This is a genomic window from Pseudomonas lopnurensis (assembly GCF_015070855.1).
Taxonomy (GTDB): Bacteria; Pseudomonadota; Gammaproteobacteria; order Pseudomonadales; family Pseudomonadaceae; genus Stutzerimonas; species Stutzerimonas lopnurensis.
This window is the reverse complement of sequence record NZ_JADDIX010000008.1, coordinates 22,237-47,965: the sequence shown is the minus strand read 5'-3', so window position 1 is coordinate 47,965 and position 25,729 is coordinate 22,237. Positions and strand designations below refer to the sequence as shown.

Sequence of the window (25,729 nt, the reverse complement as noted above, 5' to 3'; positions counted from 1 at the left end):
ATCTTTATAGAATATCAACACAATACTATTGATCTATTTTTATCTTTTGCTATCTTTATAGAAACGCGACAACGTTAGGCAAGCATCCTGATAGCTATAGAGGCATCGCGCAGGAATCTTTAGAGATTCTCGATAAAATCGATGCGTACCTTTGTACTTACAGGAGAAACCTAATGCTCAAGCGCCCCGAAGACGAAGAAAACATCGATGCATACCTGCGCGAGATGGCAGAGGAGGAAAAGGCGGTGACAGACCGACTACGGGCCCTGATCGCGCAAAAGAAGGCAGAGGCCCTTGAAGGGACGGACTCCGCACGTACTCGTGGGCACGCGACTCGTGTGCTCCGACCGCGAATGGCAGAGCTGAGATCCATGATGCTGCTGGGGCTTTCGTTGAAAGAGATGCTCGACCTACTGGAACAGGCAGGCGTACTGGTCAGCTACCACAGCTTGCGCACCTTCCTGAAAAAGCATCTCCCGGCAGAGTACCGCGAGTGTATGGCCATCGGATCGTCGAAAGGCATCAACCCTTACTCCGGAGAAGAGCAATACCCAGACGCTCAATTTGAAACCCTGCCTGCAACACAGGCACCGGCCGCCGCGGAACAGGCGAAACCTGAAAACGTGAACTCGCTCATCGAGCAGGTGCTCGGGCGAAAAGACCACTCAACGTAGGAGTAACCCATGATTCGAATTCTCTGCACCTCGACCAAAGGTGGCGTAGGCAAATCCACCATCGCCCAGCAGGTGGCCACGACATATCTCCTAGATCGCGAGGGCACTGGCACGCTGATTGAGCTCGACGACCAGAACGTCGACTCGCGCTGGATGAAAAGCTCGAAAATCGAATCGCGTCAGATAGTAGTGGACGGTGATGCCAGCTTTGCCGTCCTCGATCTGTTTGAGGAGTTCGCCGGTAAATCTTTCGTCCTGGATATCGGCAACCAGACCGCCGAGGCAGCGCTTACCGCCATGGGCCGCAACGGCCTGCTCGGTCGGTTCGACCTGATCCTTGTGCCGGTCAAAGACGTAGGCCAGGACGTAGAAAACGCCAAGCGGACCATCAACAGAATCCGTGAAGATGAGCCTGCTGCAAAAATTGCTTTGGTCCTTAATGGGCTAAGCCGCAAAACCCAAGATCCTAACGACCGTCGCATCCGCGCTCTGTACGGCGACGTTTTTGACCTCGGCGAAGATCTCAATGTACCGGTTCTCATCATGCCCGGTGTTGAAGGGTATGGCCTGTCGCGCAACTTTGGGAAAACGTTGCTGGAAATCGCCGCCGGAGCAGACGCTCTGATCGCCCAGCTCCGCGAGCAGAGCCTGATCCTTGATCGCGATGGGAAAGGTAAAGACGCACGGCGCTGTATGGTGCTGGTCGAGGTAGTAGCAATCGCGAAAGAAGCAAGCACCTGGATCAAGCAACTGCATGGCAAGTTCGACGAGCTCCGGGGAGCCGACCAGGAGGCTGCATGAGCACCCTGAGCGATGACAGCATCCAGAGCATCTTCGACCTGGTACACGAGCTCCGAACGCTAGTTGTACGCCTTGAGGGCGTGGGGACGCAGCCCGGCCTGCTGGAGCTCACGGAGTCGCTAGCGTCGAAAATTGGTGCCGCTGGTAACAGCGTCGGGCTATACGCCGATCGCCTAGCTGATGCTGCACAGTTGCATGAGCAGCTAAAAGCTTTGCCACGACAACTGCTTCGCCCAGAGGAGTCCCAAGCTTTCCGGGAATCTCTTGAGCGCGCATTGCTTTCTGATGCGACACGAATCCTTCGTGTCGCTTACGAGACGGCAATGACCACTGGTTGCCTAGATGCGGTTGAAAATGCGCTCACAGAAATGCAAAAGCGGATAGACACGACTGAGCTGGAAAAGACGGCAAAGGAGTTGACTGCAGCTCGTCAGCAAAACTCGGCACTGAACAACCAAATAAGTCTTCTGAATGCTCGATCTGCCGAGCTATTGAAGGCAGCAGGTAAGTGGCATCTAACGAACTTTGTTACAGGTGTGATCCTTGGAGCCGTGCTGTCCATGCTCTATCTAGCCCCTCAGATTCAAGACTTTCTGACCTCTTACTAAACCCGATCCACGAACGCACAAGGAATTTGCATGAGCAATCATGACGAAGTTTGCCGCGCGCACACCAAAAAGAAACGCCCATTGATTAATACCAATGAAACTGCAGCAGAGCTTGCCAAAATTTTTATTGGTCAGGCGAGTACATACCAACTAGAAGGTCTGCTCGGCATGTATAATCTAGAGCAACCAAGCCAGGTCACGATGTATATCGGATTAATCGCGGCCACCTATAGAATTGCGCTGCTCGAAGCTGAAAATCGGTCTCTTCGTATCATGGCCGGAAATCCGGCGGCAGATGACAGCATTAAACTCTTCCCGGAAGTAAACACCTTTATGGACGCCATGAACTCAGATCTGAGGCAGGTGCAAGCAACCGGTCGGATGCCCAACTTGGTGCATTTTGAACAACGCGTGCGAAACGCAGAGACTAGATCAAAAATTGCTGATGCAGGTCGGGCACTAGAAATAGAAACTGCTGGATTTGTTGCTGCAAAAGCAGCGAAAGGAAACTCAGCAGGCATCCAAATTAAAGAGTGATTCTTAATCGCGCGAGCCCGACTCTAACTTATCCAGATTGATGCCTTGTCACTCTGCTGTTACTAGATATCTGCGCAATCGATTTTTAATAGAAACCTTAGTTATAGGTGCGTCGAATCTAAAATCCACAACATCAACTCCATTTTCAGTACATAGCCTCCTCTTTAACTCATCTCGCTCAACGACCCGTCGGTACGCCTCTTCCCCCCCAAAGACAGCAATGGGCCTGTAGTGCTGTTCACCCTGATGCTCAATTGCCAATTTGAGCTCTGGGAGATAGATATCGATTCGCATCCTTCCAAGCCATTCGGGAGATGCTTCCCGCAGGACTTGGTTGTCTGGAAATAGGTCGCGAACAAGCCCATAGAGAGCTGACTCTCGCTGCCAGCGGCTTAAACCTAAGACATTCATGACCTCTGCTTGCGCCGTTCTACTGTCAACCCGAAGATCAAACATTACTTGGTCAACGTAAGCCTTAAAATTGGTCTCAATGCTCGATCCGTATCTCTCATCCTCAGGAGATATCCGAGCCACACACAGATGACACAAACTCGCTTTGTAGTCGCACTGAGCGAGATACTCACGTAAAGCGCGAGCATGGTTTCCTTCATTTTCACAAGTCGCTACAGCTGCACTATGAAAAGGCCTAGCACACTCACAAAGTATGCGCTGACCGGACAGCATATGATTGAATGAAACAATGCGGTGGCTCCAAGAGCCTGCTAAGGGATCAAAATTTGCGATTAAGGGCTGAGACAGCGTGCTATTAACTAACCGATCCAATATTACTTGAATCACCTCGACGCCAACTCTGATGTGATTGATTCGCAACACATGATTCGTCTGTTTCTTCAGTTCTTTTTTCTTAAGCTGTGAGATTCGTGAGACTCCCCAGCCATAGTCAATCGGCACTAACTCGATGCCTATCGAGCAAAGATCAATTTCTTCAAAGCTGTTGACTGGCTTGGTAGCCAATGTGATTTCCGAATACCAAGTTTCGTACCCAGATTTCAGCAGCTCTGGCAACGAAGCGTATCGCCGCTTGAAATACATTGAGTGAAACTTCACCTTGGGCGGTTTGATGAGAATGCTGGAGAATGCATCAGAAAACACTTGGTACAGATGAGTCTCTAGGGCACGTTCAATAGCCAGCACTGGTGTCATACCAGGTACAGCCAGATCACTGACCACCTGATCCACGAGCTTCGCTCCGTCCAGCCGAGCCATTACCATCCCTAATCCTCTAGCCTAATTCCCTCGAAACACTCCATCGCAGCCTGATCGACGGAACATAGCCTTAAGCGCAAACGTCAAATCGTCTGTCGTTTCTTTATTTCCCAGCAGCCCTCATCCTGTGTGCCACACTCTTTAGATACTCGACTAGGTCATCTATCTGCTGAGGTGAAGTGGCAATCGGATATTCCCCATGTGTGGCACGAAGCACATCATGGTGATCCACCCAAAATAAACTATTATCGATGTACTCAACATATTGCTCCCTCGACAGCTCATCCATCGTCGGAATGTCGATAACATCAACGCCAATTTCTAGAGAAAACTCGATTTTCATTTCTACTCCTGGCTGAGAGCAATGCTCTTTAAGCATCACAAGCTGGCTCGCCTCGCATTGCTTTCTGATAATCCTCGTTGGATAACCCTGGTCGAATAGCAGTAAATCCATTTGAGCCGCAGTCAATACTAAATCCTAGATCCCTGACAATCTCATAAGGAACATCGGACTCTTCGCTGATTTCCATCCAGTGGTAAGAGCGTATAGCTTCCTGCTGGGCCTGGATAAGTCTATTTGCTGCTTGTTCGATGCGAGAAGCATAGCGATTCGTTTCCGCTGCCTTAGCTTGCTTCTTTGCATTCGAGCCACGATAAGTATCTCGACGTACATGGACAGGATACGTAACCAACTCTGACTCCTTAAGTTCTTAAATCGGAAACTCCGGCAAAATACTAACAAAGCCCGGCAAGGTTTTACTTGCCGGGCATTTCCATGGGTATCTCAGCGGGCCGGCCAGTAGGTGTTGCCCTTGGGAATAACCCCGGGCGTCCGGCCGTAGCGCTCGGCAACGATTGCTGCAAGAGCGGGATAAATAGTCTCCAGGTGGGGGACCATCATGGCCGTGTACTCTTCAAACGACGGGTGCTTGGCCCAGTAGCCGTCCGAAACTGCATCGTGGAATGACCTGTCGAACCAGCCTCGGGTGATCATGAGAAGACCCGCAACGCGGTCTTCGACTTGCTCTGCATGGTTAGCTTGCTGGTAACCGTCCTTCTTCATCCGCTCGCGCTCGGCGTAGGTTCCAGGCCGGTAACCCAGTTTTTCATGTACCTCCATGAAGCGCTCGTGCAGATCGCGGTGCTCTTTCAGATCCGGCTTGTGATCCGCCGCGAAACGAAAGTCGCAGTACCGACAATGGCTGACACTGTTCGATCCTGGCATATCAACATCCCGGTTGATTACCTCGTCGAATTGACGGTTAAGCTCGTGGTAGTTGCGCACACGTGCAAGCTCTGCGGCAGCGATGTCGAGGCGCTTCGCATGCGGCAGTTCCGGGTATGTGTGCTTGAGGTGTTTAGCGTGACGCTTGACGTTCTGGATGTCAGCGAAAGTGAGGGTATGTTGCATGCATCAGCCTCCAAGGGCTGGACCTGGTGTCCACTACGAGATCCCAATACAGGGCGGTTTGGTACAGTCACGGTAGTGCTTTGGCTTTGCCACTGTGGACGGCGGGCACCTACCGGGTGCCTGGCAATACGATAGAGAGATGAATCAGCGAGGGCAAGAAGAATACCCACCTTAAGGCTCAGGACATTTACTACACGTGAATCTACTGTCTGCTTAGCCTTTGCAGATATGGTTTCAGGATTGAGGCCTTTCCTCGATTGCGTACGACGCTAGAAGCAAGGCCATATCCTCAAGGTGCTCGTCGTATTCGCTCAGTAGCACCGGATCTGATGAAAGGCCTGGAAGGTAGTCAGGGCCGTACTCTGCGGCCAGAGCCCCTCTGAGCATCCAGTCGAGATATAGGGGGCGCAGCACCTTCTCGGCCAGCCCGGGTTTACCGTCAGGCCAATAGAAACAGTGTTCGGTGGTTGAGACGAAAGCGCATCGCTTCCCCCAGATTACATAGTCGACAGCCCAGAAGATCCCGATAGCATCCAGGTGGATCGCAAACCACTGCGAGCCGCTGGGTGCTATCGATGGCCATGCTCGCCATGATTGGAAGTACGCATTGTTGGCCAGGCCGGCGAACGCCGAGCCAGGATAGTAAGTCATTCGATCTCGACCGATCTGCAGAACCGGGACAGTGCTCTCGATGTGATCGAGAAGTAGATCGGTGAGGTGAGGTTTCATTACCTGGATGGTACTGGCCCACACTGCCCCGCTCAATTCGTAGCCGGCTCGAAAATTCTCGATAAAATCCTCTACCACCACTTTGTGCTAGGGCGGGTGCATGACCGTTTTTGATCCCCTTCGCGACTTCTTCCATCGGCGCCGAGCGACCCAGCTGACCGAACATGCATCGACCGTCCAGTTGGTGGTCGAGCGCTCCGAATCTCTACGGGGCCACTTCGTTTTTCCGGGACCAGATATCTCCGCGGTGATCCAGCTTGATGGCCAACGGGTGGGTCGGATCAATTACGGTGTGAGCCCGCTCGATGACCGGGTGTACATCAGCGATCTCCATATCAGCTCAGCGCATCGACGGTGCGGCATCGGTCTGACCGCGCTCTGGCGGCTTTGGTCCCAATACCAGGTACCACTGACCCCAATGCACGAGGTCGGAACCTCCATCGAGTTTTGGGCCAAGGTGCGCAAGCGATTTGCCGGAGCCGGTGCCGAACTCACACGCGACATTCGCACCTCTGACCACGACGCCGAACAGCAGCGCTGGATGCATCTGGTACCGGAGCCTGAGCACGAACGCCTGATTCGAGAACTAAAGACATCCCCTGAATGGCCGGCCATCGAGGCCGAGATGAAGACCAGGTACGGTTCATGAATAACTTCTCGTGGTCAAAAGCTTCCTGAATGAATGGAGGTAGCGCCCGGTATACCTGAGTCGGCTCCAGTCGAGCCAGAGCCGGGGTTGAACCAAAGGAAGTAACTCTTCCAGCACCTGAACCCAGAACTGCACCTGCAACTAGCAGACGGGCTCAGGTGCTTGATTGGTAAGCAGTGGCCCCAGAGGGTGGTGCCAGGGAGCACCACCCTCTGGAGGTCTTTGTTTTAACCTTCCCCAGGGTTGTAGATCCGCTTTCAACTATCAGGCTTCGTCGGCATCCACTTCCCCGGTGCCGCCGCAGTTCGTGCACTCGTCGACGTCTATGGTCTGATCGCCATAACATGTATGGCATTGAGCGAAGGGCTTGTCGTCCGTTGGGTCATACCCTGTTCCAGCGCAGTCTGGGCATTCGATTTCGATTGGGCCGCCACGACCGCGGCATACGTCGCAAATTGAAGCTGTCATTTGGTGAACCTTTTGATCCGAGCATAAGTCGAGCTTCGAAGAGCGAGCTTCGGAGGAAACCCGCTGAACGAAGTGCGTATACGGTGGTGGGCTGGTTTCCTGGTTACCCAGGATGCCCAGCTTTAGCGGTAGGACGCCTGTCGGCGGTTTGCCAGGGCAAGTTCAGCCGAGGCCTGACAGAAAGCTTCTGCTTGGGGATACCGAGATATCTTCTCGCGCAAAGCGAAAAGCTCCTCGTTTCCCTGACCTTGAAGCGCTGGAAGCTCAGGTGCCAGAATGGACATCACGCATGCTGCGAAGCCTTCGAAACCAAGCCGCGCGGCATAGGTACCGGCAGCAAGGATTTGCCTGGTCAGCTGGAAGACCTTATGAGGATCTTGAGCCTCGCGCAGGGCATTGATCTTGATGATGTTATAGGTCTGGAATAGTTCCGCATGGGACTCAGCGGTCGTGAAGATCCCCGCGCGATTAGGGGACGCCTCGTACTGCTTCAAAACCTGGTCGATGACCTCTTCAGCTCGTTGCAGGCTAAGCCGGTTCGGTGCAAGCACGTGCTGATACATCCGTGCCAGCTGGACGCCGGCATAGATGACCCCGCTCTCCCACACTAGCTCCAGGATGTTGGCGGCACGGCTCGTCTTCGAGAACTCCTCGGAGTTGGCCAACGAGATGGCAGCTATGCCCAGATTCTCACGCATCACCGGCCAGGCGAGCGTGTTCCAGATGTTCGGAGTCAGGGAGGCCTCATCCCCGACCTTCAACAGTGCGAGCGCCTCATACACCACCGCCTTGGGCAGTACTTCAGAGCCCAAGCTCGCGTCCTCCAACTGGGGGGACAAACGACTGAACCACTCAGGAAGCTCACCAGCGCTTTTGGCTTTCAAGGCACGATGAATGGTGTGTGCAAGCTCATCGTAAGTACGTGTAGTGGGTTGCCACATGTCGATGAACTCGCGGCAGTGCGAGTCCAGGGGCGAGGGTGGTACCAAGCCGAGGGCTGAAGACTTTTCCGAGATGAAGGCGTTCAGCATGGAGGCTTGCTGCTCACGCCGCTGATCAAGCTCGGCGAACCCCAAGTGCTCATCCACAGGGATAGCGAGTTTTGGCAAGTCCCTGAAAAGCTCACAGCCGAGGGTTGCGGCCACGATAGTTTTGGTCGCGGGCAGCACTTTTTTTCCGGCTTTGCCTTGAGCTTTCCGCTGCTCATGCTCGTCTTCGCTGAGCTTCTGCTCGAACAAAGTGAGAAAACGGAATTTCGAGTAATTTGCCTCAAGGAGCGTACGAAGGCGCTTCTCTGAGCCATTCATGACTTCAGAGTCAAAAAGGCGAGGGGTGACGTAAGCTTTTTGCATTGTAAACCTCAATAAATTGATCGAGCAGGGTCAGATGGGCCGCAATCGCGACTGATTTCATCTGGCTCGGAATCGATCGATTCCAGTTGAGGGTAGAGCCGTCACCTAGAAAAATCCTAAGCTAGGTAAGCGCCTGAAATCAACTGTAAGTCTGCTATAAGGTTCGTAGCGCCTGCCATGTGGACCTCCAACCAATCATGGCAGCGCTTCTGCTCGCACCGACTTTTCGTACAGAGCCCGGCTTATCCCCCACCCTGCGGCGGGTTCGGATTGCGAGACGGAGCTACCGCCCTGCTGATCGCGCCGGTCAGTACCTGGCGCGCACTTGTCGACAAACCACCCATCAAGTTTTGAGGTGCGTTCTCGTAGGGGTTCAGGCCCGGTTCGGAGAACGAAATCATGTTAAGCACGGTACGCGGGAACGTAGTGATCAACTGGGCCGAGGTGACGACGACATTCCAGCTCAGCAGAATGATCACCACTACCAGCAGCAAACCGCCAATCAGGATCCCGCCGAGGCTTTCCAAGGGCCGACCAACTTCCGCAGTACCTGGATCAAACATACCCCATAGCCCCATGGCTAGGGCCTGCACCATCGCCAGACCGATGGCACTGATCACGATCGCAGCGGCCAAGCCACCAACGGCTAGGGCCGGGTAAAGGCCAATGAAAATAAGTGCGTTCCACCCCTTGGCCGACATCTGAGACGTGTGCTCTTCACCCTTTGGAGCCGCGAAACCAGCGCTCCAGAGCGTCACCCCGAAGAACGTGGTAGCCACGGCGACCAACCAACTGATCGCGCCCATCAGACCATAAACCGCGAACAACAGTGGCATGACGTAGCCAAGGATCCCGCCGGCAATGATCATGACACCGCCGATAGACTTTGGCAGAGTCCCGTCAGTAAGCGATTTAAGCCCTGGAATGTACTGGGCGATTGTTCCACCAGCGAAAAAGCCGATACCAGTACCGACCAGCGACCGGCCCCATGCGGCGATTGTGTGAATGTTCTGAATGCTTGGACCAGTCGTTTCTTTCAGAATATCCAAACTGAATACACGGGCTAACAGCGACTTTGTGGTGCTTCCAGTATTACCGGGTTGAATTTGAGCAAGGGTTTCTTGTTCAACGACTTTCGATAGCACTTCACCGCCGGTTAGTGCCGACAGTGACGATTTCGGCATCATTTTGCTTGTTGCACCCTCCGCATAGCTTGCGGCACGGCTAAAGTCGCTTGCAGCTCGCAAAACGAATGTACCGCCGAGCATCCAGCCCCAACTCTTCACTTCATCGAAATATGGTTCAGCACGCTCTGCCTGGTCTCCCGCCAGGGTATTTGCAATGGTGGCTTCAACAGTTTTGCTGTACCAATCAGCAGTCTGAGCAGTCCAGTTAATAGACTTTTCGAAATACTCTTTATGCTCTGCTTGAGTAACGCCACCGTCTTGAACCGACTTCGCATAATTCAAGGCATGAGAAACAAGTTGAGTCCAAATTTGACGCTGTGCAGCCGCAATGCCCGCTTCAATTGAAGCGACGTTATTCGCTTTGACCTGAGCAAACTCGTCAGAGCACGTCATTGAACTCATCCAGCCCAATTGGCAAAACCATCCCTCGGTTTCGAGTTCACGACCGATAGTCTCGTCAACGGCGTCGGAGTCGATCAGTCCGTTAGCGCCGAGTGTCACTGAACGAGCAAGCGCGTCTGTAGGAGCAATTAGCGGGATCGGCAACGATCGGCCAGCAACACTGAGAAAATCCTCAGCCGCTTGCAACTCGCCAGCGCCTGCAGGGTGAGCATTGCCGTAAACCTCATTCCAGCGGTTTCGCAGAGCTACCAGAGCGAGCTGTTCACCCGTGAGGCCAGCAACGATTTTTTCTTCACTTGGATCCTGGAAAACAGCAAAGCCCGCAAGTTGGGCAGCTGCCAGCTTCCAGCTGTTGAGCATGTCTAGGGCAACACCTGGATCAACGTCGACGCGGAATTTCGGATCGTTGAAAAGGTTATGGCGGTGCATCAACTCAAAAGCATCGTGCTGCATGGTGTCACCGAACTCGGCAGCCATTTTTGAAACGCCGCCGACAAGGGCATGACCAGTTGTCAGGGTGATAGCCACCCCCCCAGCACTCGAAACAGGAACAACTGGCGCGACAAGGATCAACGCGACCACAACTCGCAGCGGGTAGAAGAATGCCTCGTTACCATCTTTCGCCCCGAAGAAGTTACCGTTGTTCTTCAGACGAAAGATTCCCAAGAACATTGCCCATGAGGCAAGCACGCCAAACATCAACAAACCCAGTTGCGAGAATGCTGCGGCGAAGATAGTTAAGGGGGTTACGTCAGATATGTTGTCGGAGATAGCTTCAGCTTGGGAGCCATCAAAAATCCATCTGCCGAACATCCAAGAGAGGACAAGCTGAGAAAAGCTATTCATTGGAAGCCTCCAGGCGAACCTTGTAATCGTCCGGCAACGTGCGGCCAATTAATAATGACGGATTTTTCAAAGTGCTCTTCAAGAACTGCATAACAGGAGGAGCTGACTGTGTGTATGCCATGTTCAAGCGATAGGCATTTTGAAAAAGGAGCATCAGCAAGAAGTTAAGAAAAATAACATTTGCGACAATAACCATTGAACCTGCATCAAGATTCGACAGCAGATTACCTACAATCAAGCCAATACCGAGCACGAGAAGCAAATTTGTGAAAAGTGCACTCTTGTACTTTCTCCGCACGCTCTCAGTCGTGATTTCGTACTCACGGCACATTTCATCCCACAAGCCTTTGTCATCCTGTTTTGCCAGCGCGTTAGCCTCCGCGGCTTCACGTCGAACTTCCTGAACTCGCCTCCAGAGGCCGCGCAGAAAATTGATTGGAAGGCTGACCGAAGTTTTAACTTCACGAACAGCGTTCTTAGTTTGTGCGTAGCCTGTCAAATAAGCTGCGACAGTTTTAATTTTGCTCATGAGTCACCTCGGGAGAGTAAACGGGAGGAACAGGGGTTTCAGATTCAACTGCTTTAACGTGTTGAACCGGATCGACACGATTGGCTACTTCGCGCCCAGGCACAACAAGACCGAAATAAATAATCAAACCAATGCCGATGGCCCGGGGAATTTTTACTTGGGCGTCTTTAAGCAGCATCTTGAATCTCCCGGCTCAGTATCTTTTCAACTGTGACTGCGAGAGCTGCAATGACATGCGCGTCATGCTCGCAACTCGGTGGAAGCTCTACAGCTTTAACCTGAATCTCGCGTAAGGCTGCAAGTGCGCGCTGCATATCTGGTAGCGACATAAATAAAAGCTCCGAACACACTTAGAATTAACCAACAACCAGATAGTAAGCCCCTCCTTCCCGTACATCTAATTGCATTTCCCTAAAACACAAAATGCTTTTGCAATTACGCGAACATAAAAAATCAACGAATAACGAATAATCTCGAACCGAACCCTATAAACTTAATTAACTCTACCTATCGCCCACAAAAAAGCCCCTCGCAAGGGGCTTTGAGAACAGCCTCAATCTAGTATTTACGAAGTATTCCCGTCGTTTTATTGAAAAATTCTTGTGGGTGCTCGCCGTGTGTTTTGGTTTCATCTTCTGCCACGTAAGCCTTCCATACTCCAGCTTCATAAATAAACTTAAACCCTTTAGAGGTTGCAGCACTGTACCCACCGATATTATCGATCGGACGAATCTTCTCGACACCATCCACCACAAGCGACAGATAGCCTGTGTCAGGGTTACTTTCCTCATACCAGAAAGTCAGTTCGATGCGGTCAGCTTTCGGGGTACCAATCGCTTCCTCCAGGTACTTGGACGCTTTCTCGCTGTAAACAGCGTCAGTGGTGGCTGCTTTCGGCATGACTTTATTTCCTGTCGACTCACTACAACCAATCAGGGCGGTAAGAACCAGAACTACCAAGGCAATTTTGCTTTTCATGATGTCAGTCCTTTTTAATTCTTGATGCTCAAGCGGATCGCGTGTATTGCGTATCCAACAATTCTGTCGTTTTGTCTCACGCGGATAACATCCGTCTCAACGAACCCTCTCTGAGCTCGATCAGCGTTACCGTTGAAAACTATCGCTACCGGGGTTCGCACGGTAGCGGTGTAGCGTCGCCAGTCTCTGTTATTTCCAATAGCTCTCACTTCCTCATGCAGTACCTGACCGGCACCAACATTTGCAGAAAGGACGAGTCCACCTTTAGCAGTCTTGAGTTGATCCATGATCCCAACTCGTTCAAGGCTCGATCGCCAGTCGATGAAAGCTCTATCAGTCATGCACGCCACATGGAAATCCTGCAGCTGACGCTGATACGCTCCGTAGTTCAGCTCAAAGGCCTTCGCTACACAGTCACGGCTGAACTTCAGCAGCGGGAGCGGATGAGGCTCTGGCTTCGGCTTGTCGCTCGCCGCCTCGGCTTGGGCGGTGGTCAGCAGGATCGCCACGGCAGCCAGAGCTACTTTCAATCGATTCATATCAGCAGCGCTCACTGATGAAAACCAATGCGTCATTAATTGATGCGAAACTACCCCAGTCCGTGGGGCGATCCCAGGCGCCGCCATCTAGACAGCGGACAATGTATCTAGTACCAGACGGGACTTCACGGGTCTCGATGTACGGGCGACACGACCACCGCTCAAGTTCCTCTGAAGGTCGCGTACTAATGTCTTTATTACCAAAATTAGGTGGAAGAGCCGGATTGATCAGCACTCCATCCTCAACTTTCTCTGCGTAAAAGACAGACCCGGACTCTTGAAAAGTAAACCGACTAAGTGGACGGGTAGCTGAGTTTTTGAGCTCTACCTGACATTGAATTTCGCTTAAGAAATGGTGAGCACGCTCACGCATTATCTCCAGTTCATTCAGATCCAGTTGACCCAGTACAACATCGTCAAAGAAATTCATAAACCGCTCCTGTTAGTCGAATGAATGGAACAAGGCGTTCCGAAGGGCCAGATTTAACTAGCGTCATTCTGAGAAACAGCGAGCATCCGACAGGACGTTTCTTTTTATTGCCGCCGCCTCCTCATCGCTGCTCAAAGAGGCATTGGTACGCAGGCTTTGCTGCGCGAATTCCATGATTAAATTATGGCAACAGGAGACAAGTCCTGCAAGTAAAAAAGCTGCACGAGCAATGAGATTTATATATCATAAATAAACAACCAATATACTTTACAAGCATCATACATTTGATGACTGGTATTCCAATGAAAAATTTCGAACGAGATAACTCAATTGATCTAATAAAGTGGATCGCACTGATCACCATGATTATTGATCACTCCTGGTACATTCTGACGCCTGACTTACAAGAGCCATTTCGCTGGATGCGGACAATTGGACGTCTTGCATTTCCGCTCTTCTGCCTCGTAATCGCTGCTAATGTTTATCGGCAGCCGATAGGATACTCAGGCGGATTGAAATATCTCGGCGGCATTCTTCTATTTGCACTTATTAGCCAGCAACCTTATTCGAGATTTTTCGAGGGGGATTATTTAAATATCCTCTTCACCTTAGGTCTTGGACTTGTTATCACCCAGGCGGTACACCATCGGACACCATCACTGATCACTGCTGGCGTCACTGCGCTTGCCGTAGCAGCAGTCTACAGACCAATCCTGAGCTACGGCCTAGTCGGCGTACTCCTGCCTGCCGTTCTTCTTACTGCTCTTCACACACGCGAGCTTGAAACCCGAGTCGCCACCTGGTCGCTTGCAGCTCTGATCACAGCTATTGCAAACGCAGGCGCCGGGATCCTGATCATGTCGGATCTACCGGCCAGGGCACAGGCCGGTATCTGCGCCGCTGCACTGGCGCCGCTGCTCGGCCTGGCGCTACTGCAAGTCCGCGTGCAGTCGATCAGGCCGGTCGGCAGCTGGATGTACCCTCTTTATCCGATTCATATGCTGCTACTCAGCTCGTTATCACTCGCCTGGATCTGATGCGGCGAAGCCGTCACACAGGTTCTCAACCCGTCCCCTTCCCTTCTGGGGGCTTCTCGCGCCGTAGGCGCATTCAAGCGGAGGCAGAGCCTCTGCGCTGTCTACCTGCTTCTTATGTATATACATGTAATACATGTAAGTGAAGCGAAACTGCTCTGTAGCCCTAGTGCCGCAAGGCCTCTAGAAATCGATCGGCGCAGCTAGTACGAACTTTTGCGCAGCTAGTACGAGTCTCGGCGCAGCTAGTACGAATCGCCAAAGCGGGTTGGCGCAATTAGTACGAACCCTGTGCATAAGCCAGTGCAGCCCCTTTAAATAGAGGCTTTCCGGTGTATCTGGATTGAATTTGAGGCTTAGCGCAAAGCTAAGCGCTTTCGCAGTTAGTACGAACCCTGTGGATAAAATCGATCAGATCATCTTTTTTATAAAACCAGACGAACGGTAGCGACCTATAAAAATCAACAGGTTACGAAAAGAGACCCTTATTAAAGTTTTACTCACACAATTTCAATAATAAAACATTAAGAACTTTAAAAACTCAGCACTCATTGACTGCGTATCTCGGAATAGCAAAATTGACTTAGACCCAAGCAGTTCCGAGAGATGTTTATGAAAAACCAAAAACGACAACCGCTTTCCACCATCGCGGAAATCTGCGAATACCTGCACATCGGAAAGACAACTTTTTACCGCCTTTCCGCCACGCCTGGCTTTCCTGAGGCCATTCGCTTTAACCAGCGAGTAGTTCGCTACGATCTTGCAAAAGTGATCGACTTTATCAAGTCAGACACACTGAAAGAATCGGCCTGATTTTTTGGGCGCTATCCGTCATGAGTAATCTAGGTGGCGTACACGCTAAAGAGTTGAGGTCAAACTTGGCTGCTAGTTCGGCTTTCAAAATACTTCAAAGCCATGCTGATAGGCTGGCTTCAAACAGTGAGCTTTCCAAGAACTTGCTCAAAGAGCTTGAGGCCGGTCTGTTACCACCGATTCCAGAAGTCATCAAGATTCCATCATTGCCCCAACGAGCTTCAGCGTTACCCACGGCCTGGGTGCGTACGTCGCTCTTTGTTAATCAGCCACAAACAAAAGCCAAATTTCTGATAAACCAAGTTCTAGAAAGCTACGACACCATCAGAATCGAATACACTGGCGAGCAACTCAACATGTTCGACAATGATGTATATCTTGAAGTTATACGTCTAGCTCAAGGGCGTGCACCGGGCGAAAAAATATTATTCAACAGACATTCCTTCTTGCGCGCACTAGGAATATCTGGAGGAAAGAAGAACTACGACGCCTTGCATCAGTCCCTGCAAAAGCTTAAGGGAAACACCATCAAAATAATAAACCTTAGGACCGGCGACTCATTCAGTCTCATTGATCGATTATCTTGGGATGAGGAAATTGGTTACTGGTGGTTTTCGATAGGTGGCATTGTAATTGACATGTTCAGCGCCGAGCTTTCTTACATTGACCTTGAGATCCGTAAGAATCTGACAACTCCCTTATCGAAGTACCTACAAAATTACATGTCAGCCGGACTACCAGGTGAGCGCGAGGTAAAAGTCAATAACCTGATGAGATTAAGTAGCACCACTAGCCAGCTTAAAGATTTTCTTGGAAAGGGAAGAGGCCTCACTAAGGCTCTGGATGAATTAAAAGCAGTTGGCTTCCTTGCCAGCTACGCCATTCATAAAAACAAGAACGGCGAATATATTGTCAGATGGAACCGCAGTGCTCACCAAAATTCCAAGCGCCACGCAAGCGGTTACTAGCCGAGGACTTTACTAAGAGCCACTTCGAATCCAGCCATAGCCTTTAACTTCTCTGGTAAGTAGGCTTCCGGATTATTGCGATAGTGCTGTCCAACCACACCAGTCTGGCCGTGTGACTGCAACAGGTCACTCTGACGATCATCTACACCACTACGCTGCATCAACTGCGCGCACGTACGACGTAGGTCACGAGGCGTAAACTGTGGGATCTGCTTCCCCTCGATCTTTCCGTGCTTTGAGGCAAGCCAATCGCGGATTGCGTGAGAGAAGCTGGTAGTGGCGAATGGCTTCTTCCCATAACTTGACCACGGCCATTCGAAACCGCCTGTGATTGGCTCAATCTGTTCAAGCAGCTCTATAGCCCGATCAGTCAGGGGCACCAAGTGAACTCGTTCGATCTCCCCTCGCCCTTTTCTGTCGATCACCCGGAGGAGCCGCTTTTCTTTGTCGTAGCTTGACCAGGGCTCGCGCGCAACCTGTTCAATGCGCTGCCCTCCTAGAGCGATGACGAACTGGAATAGACGGCTGATGACCGGACCGATACCGTCGGTTTCGGTGATCGTCGACCAGAAATGCTTCAACTCGATATCAGAAAGCGCCCGGGTGCCAGGCTTGCTTGTGCTGGGAACTAGAACAGCGTCGACTGGATTCGAATCAATCGAGTAGTTTTTGTTGCTGGATCGGCCAAGTGAATGCTCAGCGGTCATCCCATACTGAAACGCAGCTCGCAGGAACGAACGTACTTTATCGGCCTGCCTCGTCGCGCCTCTGTTCCAGATCGTTTCCAGGACTTGCCGAATATGCTGCGGCCGAATCTCTGAGGCACGAAGTGCTAGTACTTGAGGGTGCGCCTCTAGGAGATCGACCTTCAAGATGCGCTCATACTCCCGGACTTGGTCATCGCGTACCTTCCCCCGCCGGCCCTCGATGTACTCACGAAACAGTTCTTCGAAGGAGCCCTGGACGCGCAACGCTTGGATCTCACGTTCGCGCTCAATCCGTGCTAATTCAGCCTGATTCTCAAGATCCTGCAGGTGTGCTCGCACATCGCCATGGTCGACCGCTACCTTTGCTAACTCGCGCGCTCGTTCTCTGATCTCGGGCAAAGTCAGACCAACACCCCGGGCGTTTAGCTTGCAGACCCCAATCTTGATCAAGCAATCTTTGCCTTCCAAGCGATAGCGATAGAATGCCATCGGTGGCGACTCGCTCTGGCGTTTGAAAATCAGCGACCCCATGCCTCGACCAGGCAGGCTCTCTGTCAGCTTTCCACCGCCAGGCTTCATTCCCCTGAGTTTCTGTTCGTTAACTGTACCGACCATTTTTGCCAGTCCCCGGAAGCCCCCGTTTCAGTCCCCACTTTGCGCAGGACTCAACGGTACTAACTGAAACCATGCGGCACAAGAAAAACCGTTTAGACCAGTAAAATATGCGAATAGGCAATCCACACGAAACCATCGGATTCTATGAGGAACTACTAAGCACCTCCCTCATAATCCTTTGGTCCACGGTTCGAGTCCGTGTGGGCCCACCACCTTCCAAGCCGCGCACTGCGCGGCTTTTTCGTTTCACCGCAGCCGCCAACTGCTCCGGGATGCATCTCCTCCGCCTCGATCCACAGCCGAGCCTGCAATAAAGCTCGAAGCTCACGAATGACGCCTGCGTCAGCGTTCCGCCATCCGAAACAAGGGCAAATAACCAAATGGAATATAAACAGCATTATTGGTTTCTGGACTGTCTAAGTTCGGCGCACTATCGTGCGCGCGGGGCCGCTGTGCCGCCCTGCTGTTTATGAGCCGTCATGCTAAGGACCTTCATGCTCCCGGATTCGCTGCCGCTGTTGTTCGTCTGCGCCTTGCTGATCTGGGTGCTGGTGTGTTTCGTGCGCGAGAGCTGGAGCCCGGACATCGTCGTTGCGATTGCCGTGGCAGTGCTGCTGGCCACCCAGTTGCTGACGCCCGGCGAAGTATTGGGGGTGCTGTCCAATTCCGCTCCCGTCACCATCGCCTGCATGTTCATCATTTCCGCCGCTCTGGAGCGCACCGGCTGCATCGATGCGCTGGGCAACTGGCTTGGTGATCTGGTGGGAACCAGCCCGACGCGCGTGCTGGCCGGCCTGACGATCACGGCGCTGGTGATTTCCGCCTGCCTGAACAATACGCCGGTGGTTGCGATCCTGACGCCGGTGGCGATATCGCTCGCCAAGCGCGCCGGCACCACCCCATCGAAGCTGCTGATTCCCTTGTCCTACGCCACCATCCTCGGCGGCACGCTGACCATGATCGGCACCTCGACCAACATCCTGGTCGATGGCGTGGCGCGCAAGGCCGGCCTCGAGCCATTCGGCATGTTCGAAATCACCGGTGCGGCCTTGATCCTCGCCGGCGCCGGCATGCTCTATCTGCTGACGATCGGCAAACGCCTGCTTCCCGAGCGCGACACGCTGTCCAAGCTGCTCGGGCCGCGCCTGGACCGCACCTTCATGACCGAGCTGCGGGTCCCTACCGGCTCGCCGGTGCTCGGCAAGACCCTCGGCGAAGCCAACCTCAATGGCGGCAGCGGCCTTCAGGTATTGCAGGTCAGCCGTGAGAACCAGCACTTCAGCCGCCCGGCCCACGACTTCACCCTGCAGGCCGGCGACCTGCTGATGATCCATGGTCAAGTCAAGGACGTGGTGGAGCTGCGCGAAAGCGGCCATCTGACCTTCAACCGCGGCGACGCCTTCGAAACCATCAGCAGTGAAGACGTGATTCTCGCCGAGGCGATCGTCGGTCGCGGCTCGCGCTACAGTCACCGGCCGATGCGCGACCTCGACCTCTCCGCCCGCTACGGCATCAATGTACTCGCCGTGCACCGCCAGGACGAGAATATCCAGGGCAATTTCGACGATTTCCAGCTGCAGTTCGGCGACGTCATGCTGGTCGAGGGCACCCCGGCGCAGATCAAGCGCTTTGCCGACAACGGCGAGCTGATCAGCCTCAATGCGGTGCAGGAGCGCGCCTTCCGGCGCGACAAGGCACCCATCGCGATTCTCGCCACATTGGCGGTCATGCTGCTGGCCGCGTTCGGCGTCATGCCCATCGAAGGGCTGGCGATCATCGGTGCCGCCACGGTGCTGGCGACCCGCTGCCTGGATGTCGAGGACGCCTACAAGGCGGTGGATTGGAAGATCCTCAGCCTGATCTTCGGCATGCTGGCGATCAGCATCGCCATGGACAAGGTCGGTCTGGTTCAGTTGATCGTCCAGAACGTGGCCACGCTGACACCCTGGGCGGGGCCGCTGTTCATGCTCTCGTTCATCTACCTGCTGACCTCGCTGCTCACCGAGATGCTTTCGAACAACGCGGTGGCGGTACTCATCACCCCGATCGCCATCGGTCTGGCGCAGCACCTGGGCGTCGACCCGCGCGCCTTCGTCGTCGCCGTCATGTTCGCCGCCAGCGCCAGCTTCGCCACACCGATCGGTTATCAGACCAACACCTTCGTCTACAACGCCGGCGGCTACCGCTTCACCGATTTCCTCAAGGTCGGGATACCGCTGAACCTGTTGCTATGGCTGGTCGCCACGCTGGTCATCCCGCTGTTCTGGCCGCTCGCTCCGCTATGACCAAAGGGCTTGCGCTGGGTCATTGAAGGCTCGCGCGTTCCCTTTCATGCTCCGGTACTTTCTGCCCATCGAACAAGAACAGGAGCACCTCATGAAACTGGAAACCTTGGCCATCCACGCCGGCTACAGCCCGGACCCGACCACCAAGGCCGTGGCCGTACCGATCTATCAGACGACCTCGTACGCCTTCGACGATACCCAGCATGGTGCCGACCTGTTCGACCTGAAGGTCCCGGGCAACATCTACACCCGCATCATGAACCCCACCGCCGACGTGCTCGAGCAGCGCGTCGCCGCATTGGAAGGCGGCGTGGCGGCATTGGCGGTGGCGTCCGGCATGGCCGCGATCACCTATGCCATCCAGACCGTCGCCGAAGTCGGCGACAACATCGTCTCGGTGGCCAAGCTCTACGGCGGCACCTACAACCTGTTCGCCCATACCCTGCCGCGCCAGGGCATCGAGGTGCGCTTTGCCGCCCACGACGACATCGCCGCGCTGGAGGCGCTGATCGACGACCGGACCAAGGCGGTGTTCTGCGAGTCCATCGGCAACCCCGCCGGCAACATCATCGATCTCGCCGCGCTGGCCGAAGCCGCGCACCGTCACGGCGTGCCGCTGATCGTCGACAACACCGTCGCCACGCCGATGCTCTGCCGGCCGATCGAGCATGGCGCCGATATCGTCGTGCATTCGCTGACTAAGTACATGGGCGGCCACGGCACCAGCATCGGCGGTATCGTGGTCGACTCCGGCAAGTTTCCCTGGGCGCAGCACAAGGAGCGCTTCGCACTGCTCAACACGCCGGACGTTTCCTACCACGGCGTCACCTACACCGAGGCATTCGGCCCTGCGGCCTTCATCGGCCGCTGTCGGGTTGTGCCGCTGCGCAACATGGGCGCGGCGATTTCGCCGTTCAATTCGTTCCTGATCCTGCAGGGGCTGGAAACCCTGGCACTGCGCATGGAGCGACACTGCGAAAACGCGCTCGCGGTCGCCCAATATCTGCAGGCTCACCCGCTGGTGGCCTGGGTGCAATACGCCGGACTGGCGGACCATCCCGAGCACGCGCTGGCACAACGCTACATGAGCGGCAGGCCGGCAGCGATTCTCTGTTTCGGCATCGAAGGTGGCATGGAGGCCGGCGCGCGCTTCATCGATGCGCTCAAGCTCGTGGTGCGCCTGGTCAACATCGGCGACGCCAAGTCGCTGGCCTGTCATCCGGCGAGCACCACGCACCGCCAGCTGAATGCCGAGGAGCTCGCCCGGGCCGGCGTGTCTCAGGATCTGATCCGGCTGTCCATCGGCATCGAGCACATCGATGACATCCTCGCCGATCTAACCCAGGCTCTGAGCGCGTCAAAGGGCTGAACCCGCCCCGAGCCCAGCTTGATATCCGCCGACGAGGCTCCACATTATCGGCATACCGCTGTGGAGCCTCGCCATGACTGACACGCTGATCGTCCCCTGCGCGCATTGCGCAAGCCTCAACCGCATCCCTGTCGAGCGGGTGCATGACGCGCCACGCTGTGGCCGCTGCAAGGCCGAGGCGCTACCGAACAAACCGTTCGACCTGCAGCAGAGCCAGTTCGCCAACCAGATCAAGGGCGACGTGCCGCTGCTGGTGGATGTCTGGGCCAGCTGGTGCGCACCGTGCCGCAGCTTCGCACCAACCTTCGCCCAGGCCGCCAGCCAGCTGCAAGGCCGCTGCCGCCTGGCCAAGCTCGACAGCGAGGCCAACCCGCAACTGTCGACGCAGCTCGGCATCCGCTCGATTCCCAGCCTGATCCTGTTTCGCAACGGCCGCGAAGTCGCGCGCCAGAGCGGCGCCATGCCCCTGCCGCAGCTGTTGGCCTGGCTGGCGCAGCAGGGCATAGAGTAGTTCCACGCCCGGCATGGCAGGCTCCAGCAATAAAAACCACGGGGAACGTTCCAACGCCGGCCGGAACGATTGGTGACCCCGTCGAGTCCACTGCACATCAGTGACCTTCGACGGGAGCCCCTCATGTTCGGCAAGTCCTCGCATACCTTCGAAATCAACTACATCTACCAGAACGATCCGCGCGCCGTGACCTATGACGCCGATGTCGACAGCCTGTCCCAGGGCGAAGCCGCGCGCCATCTCATCGAGCTGCACAATGGCGACGCCGAGAACAGCCTGGTCATGCCGGAGGCCGACGCCGACGAGGCTCGGTTGCTGGAGCAGGCCGAGGTCATGAATATCACCGACATCCGCGTGACCCGCGTTCACAAGCACGAGAAGGGCGATACGCCTGGCCATTACAAGCAGCCCTGAGGGCTTGACCACCTTAGCGCCGGCCCAGCGCCTCGCGCGTAACCAGCTCCATGAAGGCCTGGGCCAGCGGCGACTGCTCCTGACGGCGCTTGACCAGCCAGACGGCAGTCGTCGCATCCTTGTCCAGCAGGGTGCGATAGCGCACGCCATCGATGCGGATACGCCGGAACGAAGCCGGCAATACCGAGACGCCCAGCCCTGCAGCGACCAGTCCGATGATGGTGAGCGCCTCGTTCGCTTCCTGGGCGATGCGCGGGCTGAATCCCGCCTGCCGTGCCAGATTCAGTAGCTGGTCGTAGAGTCCCGTACCGTAACTGCGTGGAAAGAACACGAAGGGCTCCTCGGCCAGCTCGGCCAATGTCAGCCCCTCCTCTGCCGCCTGCGCCAATGGGTGATCGGCGTGCATCAGGGCTACCAGCGGCTCGCTCAATAGCTCCACCGTCTGCAGTCCCGACGGCAAGGCGAAGGGACGGATCATGCCCACCTGCAGCGTCTCGTCCTGCACCGCATCGACCACTTCCTTGCTGGTCATTTCCTGCAGGGCGAGATGGACGGCGGGAAACGCCTGGCGGAAGGCCAGGATCGCCCGCGGCAGGATCGAGGTAAAAGGTGCCGACGAGGTGAAGCCGACCTGTAACTCACCGATCTCGCCCTGCTCGGCCCGCCGCACCACATCGACGGACTTGTCCACCTGGGCCAGCGTGCGCCGTGTCTCGTCGAGAAAGAGCCGCCCCGCATCGGTCAGCGACACCCGCCGGTTGCTGCGATCGAACAGCAGCACGCCCAATTCCTGCTCCAGCGCCTGGATCTGCTGACTCAAGGGTGGCTGCGAGATACGTAGCCGCTCGGCCGCCCGTCCAAAGTGCAACTCCTCGGCCACTGCCACGAAGTAGCGAAGATGACGCAGCTCCACATGCCCTCCTAATGAGTCGAAAAACATATCATTTTGGTCGAATAATATATTGGATAGCTCAAATAAAGCTCCCTATCATTTCCCTCACCAACCCAACCAAAGCATGTACGCCCGCGCACGGACCCTACAACTGCCGGTGTAACGGCGGTCTTTGGTCTGAAACAAGCGAATCCCATAGAGGCCGAAATCTTGAACAGCACGCAGTGCGCCACAGGAGCGCCGGCACAAACAGGCGAAACTTGCGCGCCGATCAGCCATACCGAAAAAGGCACCCCGCGCTTCGCGCGTACGGCGCTGGCCCTGTTCGCCGGCGGCTTTGCCACCTTCGCCCTGCTTTACTGCGTCCAGCCGATGATGCCCATGCTGTCCCAGGCGTTCGGCATCAGTGCGACACAAAGCAGCCTGATCCTTTCGCTCTCGACCATCACCCTGGCCGTCGGCCTGCTGATAACCGGGCCGATATCCGATGCCATCGGGCGCAAGCCGGTCATGGTCGCGTCACTGCTCGCCGCTGCCGTGTTCACCGTCGGCAGCGCGCTCGCACCCAGCTGGCATGGCGTGCTGCTGATGCGCGCCCTGGTGGGCCTCGCGCTTAGCGGACTGGCCGCGGTGGCGATGACCTACCTCAGCGAGGAAATCCATCCTCAGCATCTGGGTCTGGCAATGGGGCTGTACATCGGCGGCAATGCCATTGGCGGCATGAGCGGGAGATTGCTGAGCGGCGTACTGGTCGACTACCTGTCCTGGCACAGTGTGCTCGGTGTGATGGGCGGCCTGGCCCTGCTGGCGGCGCTGCTGCTCTGGCGCTTCCTGCCGCAGTCGCAGCATTTTCGCCCGCGCCCCTTGCGTGCGCGGGGTTTGCTACAGGGCTACGGCATGCATTTCCGCGACGCCGGCCTGCCTTGGCTGTTTCTCCAGGGCCTCCTGCTGATGGGCAGTTTCGTCACGCTGTACAACTACATTGGCTACCGCCTGATCGCCGAGCCCTTTCACCTCAGCCAGACCCTGATCGGCCTGTTGGCGGTGCTCTATCTGTCGGGCATCTACAGCTCGGCGCAGGTGGGCGCGCTCGCCGACCGCTTCGGCCGCCGCCGGGTGTTCTGGATGGTGATTGCGCTGATGCTTGCCGGTCTGAGCCTGACGCTGTTCGACCGATTGCCCATGGTGCTGCTGGGCATGCTGCTGTTCACCTTCGGTTTCTTCGGCGCCCATTCGGTCGCCAGCAGCTGGATCGGTCGCCGCGCCAGGCAGGCACGGGGGCAGGCGTCTTCGCTCTATCTGTTCAGCTACTACCTGGGCTCCAGCATTGCCGGAACGCTGGGCGGCGTGTTCTGGCATGCCGCCGGCTGGGATGGCGTGGGCCTGTTCATCGCCTCGCTGCTGCTGGTTTCCCTCGCCGTGGCGCTGCACCTGGCTCGCCTGCCAGCCTTGCCGGAGCCACAGACCGCGCGCTGACGCAGAACCCACAACGCCCCGCACAAGCGGGGCGTTGTCGTCTGCATGCTCGCAGCCGCTCAGGCGTGGTATTGCGCGGACAGCTCGTGCACCGACTCGATGAACGCGCCGGCATGCGCCGGATCGACTTCAGGCGTGATGCCATGGCCCAGGTTGAATACATGGCCATTGCCATGGCCGAAGCTGGCGAGAATCCGCGCCACCTCGGCACGGATGGCGTCGGGCTTGGCATAAAGCACGCTCGGGTCCATGTTGCCCTGCAGCGCAACCCTGTCGCCGACACGACGACGCGCTTCGCCGATGTCGCAGGTCCAGTCCAGACCCAGCGCTTCGGCGCCGACGTCGGCCATGGATTCGAGCCACAGCCCGCCCCCCTTGGTGAACAGGATCACCGGCACACGGCGGCCGTCATGCTCGCGAATCAGGCCATCGACGATCTTGCGCATGTAGGCCAGGGAGAATTCCTGGTACGCCGCGGCCGACAGGCTGCCGCCCCAGGAGTCGAAGATCTGCACCGCCTGGGCACCGGCGAGGATCTGGCCGTTGAGATAGCGGGTCACCGAGCGGGCCAGCTTGTCCAGCAGCGCATGCATCGCCTGCGGATTCTCGTAGAGCATCGCCTTGGACTTGCGGAAGTCCTTGGAAGAGCCGCCCTCGACCATGTAGGTCGCCAGGGTCCAGGGGCTGCCGGAGAAGCCGATCAGCGGCACGCGGCCATTGAGCTCGCGGCGAATGGTGCGCACGGCGTCCATCACGTAGCCCAGATCCTTTTCCGGATCGGGAATCGGCAGGGCCTCGATGTCGGCGGCGCTGCTGACGACCTTCTTGAAGCGCGGACCTTCGCCGGTCTCGAAGTACAGGCCGAGGCCCATGGCGTCCGGCACGGTGAGGATGTCGGAGAACAGGATCGCCGCATCCAGCGGGTAGCGATCCAGCGGCTGCAGGGTCACCTCGCAGGCCAGTTCCGGGTTCATGCACAGGCTCATGAAGTCGCCGGCCTTGGCACGGCTGGCCCGGTACTCGGGCAGATAGCGGCCGGCCTGGCGCATCATCCACACCGGGGTGACGTCGACGGGCTGCTTGAGCAGGGCACGAAGGAAGCGGTCGTTCTTCAAGGCGGTCATGGCAGGGTTCCAGCAAAAAAGTGCCGTGCATTGTCGCAAAGCGGAAAACAAAAGGCACGGCGAGCGCCGTGCCTTTTATCCAGGGTCTTGATTCAGGTCAGACACTGCAAGCTGCAAGCTGCAAGCTGCAAGCTGCAAGCTGCAAGCTGCAAGC

Annotated in this window: 28 protein-coding genes; 13 read left to right on the top strand and 15 right to left on the bottom strand. The window is 55.6% G+C overall.

The window, feature by feature from the left end; translation table 11 throughout:
* The first annotated feature begins 173 nt into the window (after positions 1–173).
* The 4 genes from IN820_RS01475 to IN820_RS01460 are packed head-to-tail and all read left to right on the top strand — an operon-like array spanning position 174 to position 2,620.
* Entirely contained in the window at positions 174–674 is a 501-nt protein-coding gene (locus IN820_RS01475; RefSeq protein ID WP_193679277.1) for a hypothetical protein, read from the top strand.
* Between the two features lie 9 nt (positions 675–683).
* On the top strand, positions 684–1,475 hold the full coding sequence (locus IN820_RS01470) for a hypothetical protein (RefSeq protein ID WP_193679276.1): 792 nt from the start codon (positions 684–686) through the stop codon (positions 1,473–1,475).
* Complete coding sequence (locus IN820_RS01465) at positions 1,472–2,083, top strand: hypothetical protein (RefSeq protein ID WP_193679275.1); 612 nt, start codon at positions 1,472–1,474, stop codon at positions 2,081–2,083. The genes IN820_RS01470 and IN820_RS01465 overlap by 4 nt, the downstream gene beginning before the upstream one ends.
* A gap of 30 nt (positions 2,084–2,113) precedes the next feature.
* Entirely contained in the window at positions 2,114–2,620 is a 507-nt protein-coding gene (locus IN820_RS01460) for a hypothetical protein (RefSeq protein ID WP_193679274.1), read from the top strand.
* A 48-nt stretch (positions 2,621–2,668) separates the two neighbouring features.
* Here the strand turns inward: IN820_RS01460 and IN820_RS01455 are convergent, their stop codons facing one another.
* The 5 genes from IN820_RS01455 to IN820_RS01435 form a co-directional block, all read right to left on the bottom strand.
* Positions 2,669–3,820 (bottom strand): hypothetical protein, encoded by a 1,152-nt coding sequence (locus IN820_RS01455; RefSeq protein ID WP_193679273.1) that lies wholly within the window; start codon positions 3,818–3,820, stop codon positions 2,669–2,671.
* A 130-nt stretch (positions 3,821–3,950) separates the two neighbouring features.
* The gene (locus IN820_RS01450; protein ID WP_193679272.1) at positions 3,951–4,190 is read right to left on the bottom strand and encodes a hypothetical protein; all 240 of its coding nucleotides are present in this window, start codon (positions 4,188–4,190) and stop codon (positions 3,951–3,953) included.
* A 28-nt stretch (positions 4,191–4,218) separates the two neighbouring features.
* Positions 4,219–4,539: a hypothetical protein gene (locus IN820_RS01445; protein ID WP_193679271.1), complete on the bottom strand. Its 321-nt coding sequence runs from the start codon at positions 4,537–4,539 to the stop codon at positions 4,219–4,221.
* A 92-nt stretch (positions 4,540–4,631) separates the two neighbouring features.
* Positions 4,632–5,258, bottom strand: a complete 627-nt coding sequence (locus IN820_RS01440; RefSeq protein ID WP_193679270.1) for a hypothetical protein — start codon at positions 5,256–5,258, stop codon at positions 4,632–4,634.
* Positions 5,259–5,492: 234 nt separating this feature from the next.
* A complete protein-coding gene (locus IN820_RS01435) occupies positions 5,493–5,909 on the bottom strand; it encodes a hypothetical protein (protein ID WP_235989043.1) in 417 nt (138 codons plus the stop codon).
* 178 nt (positions 5,910–6,087) lie between these two features.
* On the opposite strand from IN820_RS01435, the gene IN820_RS01430 reads away from it, so the two are divergent.
* On the top strand, positions 6,088–6,636 hold the full coding sequence (locus IN820_RS01430) for an N-acetyltransferase (protein WP_193679269.1): 549 nt from the start codon (positions 6,088–6,090) through the stop codon (positions 6,634–6,636).
* A gap of 590 nt (positions 6,637–7,226) precedes the next feature.
* Here IN820_RS01430 and IN820_RS01425 read toward each other — a convergent pair.
* From IN820_RS01425 to IN820_RS01395, 7 genes are all read right to left on the bottom strand, one after another.
* Positions 7,227–8,456 (bottom strand): hypothetical protein, encoded by a 1,230-nt coding sequence (locus IN820_RS01425; RefSeq protein ID WP_193679268.1) that lies wholly within the window; start codon positions 8,454–8,456, stop codon positions 7,227–7,229.
* A 242-nt stretch (positions 8,457–8,698) separates the two neighbouring features.
* Positions 8,699–10,891: a hypothetical protein gene (locus IN820_RS01420; protein WP_193679267.1), complete on the bottom strand. Its 2,193-nt coding sequence runs from the start codon at positions 10,889–10,891 to the stop codon at positions 8,699–8,701.
* Positions 10,884–11,420, bottom strand: coding sequence for a hypothetical protein (locus IN820_RS01415; RefSeq protein ID WP_193679266.1), 537 nt, complete (start codon positions 11,418–11,420; stop codon positions 10,884–10,886). Before IN820_RS01415 ends, IN820_RS01420 begins: the two co-directional genes overlap by 8 nt.
* Entirely contained in the window at positions 11,407–11,598 is a 192-nt protein-coding gene (locus IN820_RS01410) for a hypothetical protein (protein ID WP_193679265.1), read from the bottom strand. The genes IN820_RS01415 and IN820_RS01410 overlap by 14 nt, the downstream gene beginning before the upstream one ends.
* A 380-nt stretch (positions 11,599–11,978) precedes the next feature.
* Complete coding sequence (locus IN820_RS01405; protein WP_193679264.1) at positions 11,979–12,398, bottom strand: hypothetical protein; 420 nt, start codon at positions 12,396–12,398, stop codon at positions 11,979–11,981.
* Positions 12,399–12,412: 14 nt separating this feature from the next.
* Entirely contained in the window at positions 12,413–12,937 is a 525-nt protein-coding gene (locus IN820_RS01400) for a DotI/IcmL family type IV secretion protein (RefSeq protein ID WP_193679263.1), read from the bottom strand.
* A 1-nt stretch (position 12,938) separates the two neighbouring features.
* Positions 12,939–13,367: a hypothetical protein gene (locus IN820_RS01395; protein WP_193679262.1), complete on the bottom strand. Its 429-nt coding sequence runs from the start codon at positions 13,365–13,367 to the stop codon at positions 12,939–12,941.
* Positions 13,368–13,669: 302 nt separating this feature from the next.
* On the opposite strand from IN820_RS01395, the gene IN820_RS01390 reads away from it, so the two are divergent.
* The 3 genes from IN820_RS01390 to IN820_RS01380 all read left to right on the top strand — a co-directional run bounded on the left by IN820_RS01390 (position 13,670) and on the right by IN820_RS01380 (position 16,182).
* Positions 13,670–14,404 (top strand): TraX family protein, encoded by a 735-nt coding sequence (locus IN820_RS01390; RefSeq protein WP_193679261.1) that lies wholly within the window; start codon positions 13,670–13,672, stop codon positions 14,402–14,404.
* A 609-nt stretch (positions 14,405–15,013) separates the two neighbouring features.
* Entirely contained in the window at positions 15,014–15,214 is a 201-nt protein-coding gene (locus IN820_RS01385) for a helix-turn-helix transcriptional regulator (protein WP_193679260.1), read from the top strand.
* Between the two features lie 20 nt (positions 15,215–15,234).
* Positions 15,235–16,182, top strand: a complete 948-nt coding sequence (locus tag IN820_RS01380) for a replication initiation protein (protein WP_193679259.1) — start codon at positions 15,235–15,237, stop codon at positions 16,180–16,182.
* Here IN820_RS01380 and IN820_RS01375 read toward each other — a convergent pair.
* On the bottom strand, positions 16,179–17,504 hold the full coding sequence (locus IN820_RS01375; protein ID WP_235989042.1) for a tyrosine-type recombinase/integrase: 1,326 nt from the start codon (positions 17,502–17,504) through the stop codon (positions 16,179–16,181). The genes IN820_RS01380 and IN820_RS01375 overlap by 4 nt on opposite strands.
* Before the next feature lie 494 nt (positions 17,505–17,998).
* Between IN820_RS01375 and IN820_RS01370 the strand changes: the two genes are divergently transcribed.
* The 4 genes from IN820_RS01370 to IN820_RS01355 all read left to right on the top strand — a co-directional run bounded on the left by IN820_RS01370 (position 17,999) and on the right by IN820_RS01355 (position 22,083).
* Positions 17,999–19,789: an SLC13 family permease gene (locus tag IN820_RS01370; protein ID WP_193679258.1), complete on the top strand. Its 1,791-nt coding sequence runs from the start codon at positions 17,999–18,001 to the stop codon at positions 19,787–19,789.
* A gap of 91 nt (positions 19,790–19,880) precedes the next feature.
* Positions 19,881–21,158 (top strand): bifunctional O-acetylhomoserine aminocarboxypropyltransferase/cysteine synthase, encoded by a 1,278-nt coding sequence (locus tag IN820_RS01365; RefSeq protein ID WP_193679257.1) that lies wholly within the window; start codon positions 19,881–19,883, stop codon positions 21,156–21,158.
* Between the two features lie 73 nt (positions 21,159–21,231).
* A complete protein-coding gene (gene trxC, locus IN820_RS01360; protein WP_193679256.1) occupies positions 21,232–21,669 on the top strand; it encodes a thioredoxin TrxC in 438 nt (145 codons plus the stop codon).
* Between the two features lie 123 nt (positions 21,670–21,792).
* Positions 21,793–22,083: a hypothetical protein gene (locus IN820_RS01355; protein ID WP_193679255.1), complete on the top strand. Its 291-nt coding sequence runs from the start codon at positions 21,793–21,795 to the stop codon at positions 22,081–22,083.
* Between the two features lie 13 nt (positions 22,084–22,096).
* On the opposite strand, the gene IN820_RS01350 is transcribed toward IN820_RS01355, so the two are convergent.
* The gene (locus IN820_RS01350) at positions 22,097–22,996 is read right to left on the bottom strand and encodes a LysR family transcriptional regulator (RefSeq protein ID WP_193679254.1); all 900 of its coding nucleotides are present in this window, start codon (positions 22,994–22,996) and stop codon (positions 22,097–22,099) included.
* Positions 22,997–23,245: 249 nt separating this feature from the next.
* On the opposite strand from IN820_RS01350, the gene IN820_RS01345 reads away from it, so the two are divergent.
* Complete coding sequence (locus IN820_RS01345; RefSeq protein WP_313027195.1) at positions 23,246–24,451, top strand: MFS transporter; 1,206 nt, start codon at positions 23,246–23,248, stop codon at positions 24,449–24,451.
* A 59-nt stretch (positions 24,452–24,510) separates the two neighbouring features.
* Here the strand turns inward: IN820_RS01345 and hemE are convergent, their stop codons facing one another.
* The gene (gene hemE, locus IN820_RS01340) at positions 24,511–25,575 is read right to left on the bottom strand and encodes a uroporphyrinogen decarboxylase (protein ID WP_193679252.1); all 1,065 of its coding nucleotides are present in this window, start codon (positions 25,573–25,575) and stop codon (positions 24,511–24,513) included.
* Positions 25,576–25,729 lie beyond the last annotated feature (154 nt).

Excerpts from the sequence above, each read along its gene's own strand:
- IN820_RS01475 (WP_193679277.1), top strand. The coding sequence starts at position 174 with ATGCTCAAGCGCCCCGAAGACGAAGAAAACATCGATGCATACCTGCGC.
- IN820_RS01470 (WP_193679276.1), top strand. The coding sequence starts at position 684 with ATGATTCGAATTCTCTGCACCTCGACCAAAGGTGGCGTAGGCAAATCC.
- IN820_RS01465 (WP_193679275.1), top strand. The coding sequence starts at position 1,472 with ATGAGCACCCTGAGCGATGACAGCATCCAGAGCATCTTCGACCTGGTA.
- IN820_RS01460 (WP_193679274.1), top strand. The coding sequence starts at position 2,114 with ATGAGCAATCATGACGAAGTTTGCCGCGCGCACACCAAAAAGAAACGC.
- IN820_RS01450 (WP_193679272.1), bottom strand. The coding sequence starts at position 4,190 with ATGAAAATCGAGTTTTCTCTAGAAATTGGCGTTGATGTTATCGACATT.
- IN820_RS01440 (WP_193679270.1), bottom strand. The coding sequence starts at position 5,258 with ATGCAACATACCCTCACTTTCGCTGACATCCAGAACGTCAAGCGTCAC.
- IN820_RS01435 (WP_235989043.1), bottom strand. The coding sequence starts at position 5,909 with ATGACTTACTATCCTGGCTCGGCGTTCGCCGGCCTGGCCAACAATGCG.
- IN820_RS01430 (WP_193679269.1), top strand. The coding sequence starts at position 6,088 with ATGACCGTTTTTGATCCCCTTCGCGACTTCTTCCATCGGCGCCGAGCG.
- IN820_RS01425 (WP_193679268.1), bottom strand. The coding sequence starts at position 8,456 with ATGCAAAAAGCTTACGTCACCCCTCGCCTTTTTGACTCTGAAGTCATG.
- IN820_RS01420 (WP_193679267.1), bottom strand. The coding sequence starts at position 10,891 with ATGAATAGCTTTTCTCAGCTTGTCCTCTCTTGGATGTTCGGCAGATGG.
- IN820_RS01415 (WP_193679266.1), bottom strand. The coding sequence starts at position 11,420 with ATGAGCAAAATTAAAACTGTCGCAGCTTATTTGACAGGCTACGCACAA.
- IN820_RS01410 (WP_193679265.1), bottom strand. The coding sequence starts at position 11,598 with ATGCTGCTTAAAGACGCCCAAGTAAAAATTCCCCGGGCCATCGGCATT.
- IN820_RS01405 (WP_193679264.1), bottom strand. The coding sequence starts at position 12,398 with ATGAAAAGCAAAATTGCCTTGGTAGTTCTGGTTCTTACCGCCCTGATT.
- IN820_RS01400 (WP_193679263.1), bottom strand. The coding sequence starts at position 12,937 with ATGAATCGATTGAAAGTAGCTCTGGCTGCCGTGGCGATCCTGCTGACC.
- IN820_RS01395 (WP_193679262.1), bottom strand. The coding sequence starts at position 13,367 with ATGAATTTCTTTGACGATGTTGTACTGGGTCAACTGGATCTGAATGAA.
- IN820_RS01390 (WP_193679261.1), top strand. The coding sequence starts at position 13,670 with ATGAAAAATTTCGAACGAGATAACTCAATTGATCTAATAAAGTGGATC.
- IN820_RS01385 (WP_193679260.1), top strand. The coding sequence starts at position 15,014 with ATGAAAAACCAAAAACGACAACCGCTTTCCACCATCGCGGAAATCTGC.
- IN820_RS01380 (WP_193679259.1), top strand. The coding sequence starts at position 15,235 with ATGAGTAATCTAGGTGGCGTACACGCTAAAGAGTTGAGGTCAAACTTG.
- IN820_RS01375 (WP_235989042.1), bottom strand. The coding sequence starts at position 17,504 with ATGGTCGGTACAGTTAACGAACAGAAACTCAGGGGAATGAAGCCTGGC.
- IN820_RS01370 (WP_193679258.1), top strand. The coding sequence starts at position 17,999 with ATGCTCCCGGATTCGCTGCCGCTGTTGTTCGTCTGCGCCTTGCTGATC.
- IN820_RS01365 (WP_193679257.1), top strand. The coding sequence starts at position 19,881 with ATGAAACTGGAAACCTTGGCCATCCACGCCGGCTACAGCCCGGACCCG.
- trxC (WP_193679256.1), top strand. The coding sequence starts at position 21,232 with ATGACTGACACGCTGATCGTCCCCTGCGCGCATTGCGCAAGCCTCAAC.
- IN820_RS01355 (WP_193679255.1), top strand. The coding sequence starts at position 21,793 with ATGTTCGGCAAGTCCTCGCATACCTTCGAAATCAACTACATCTACCAG.
- hemE (WP_193679252.1), bottom strand. The coding sequence starts at position 25,575 with ATGACCGCCTTGAAGAACGACCGCTTCCTTCGTGCCCTGCTCAAGCAG.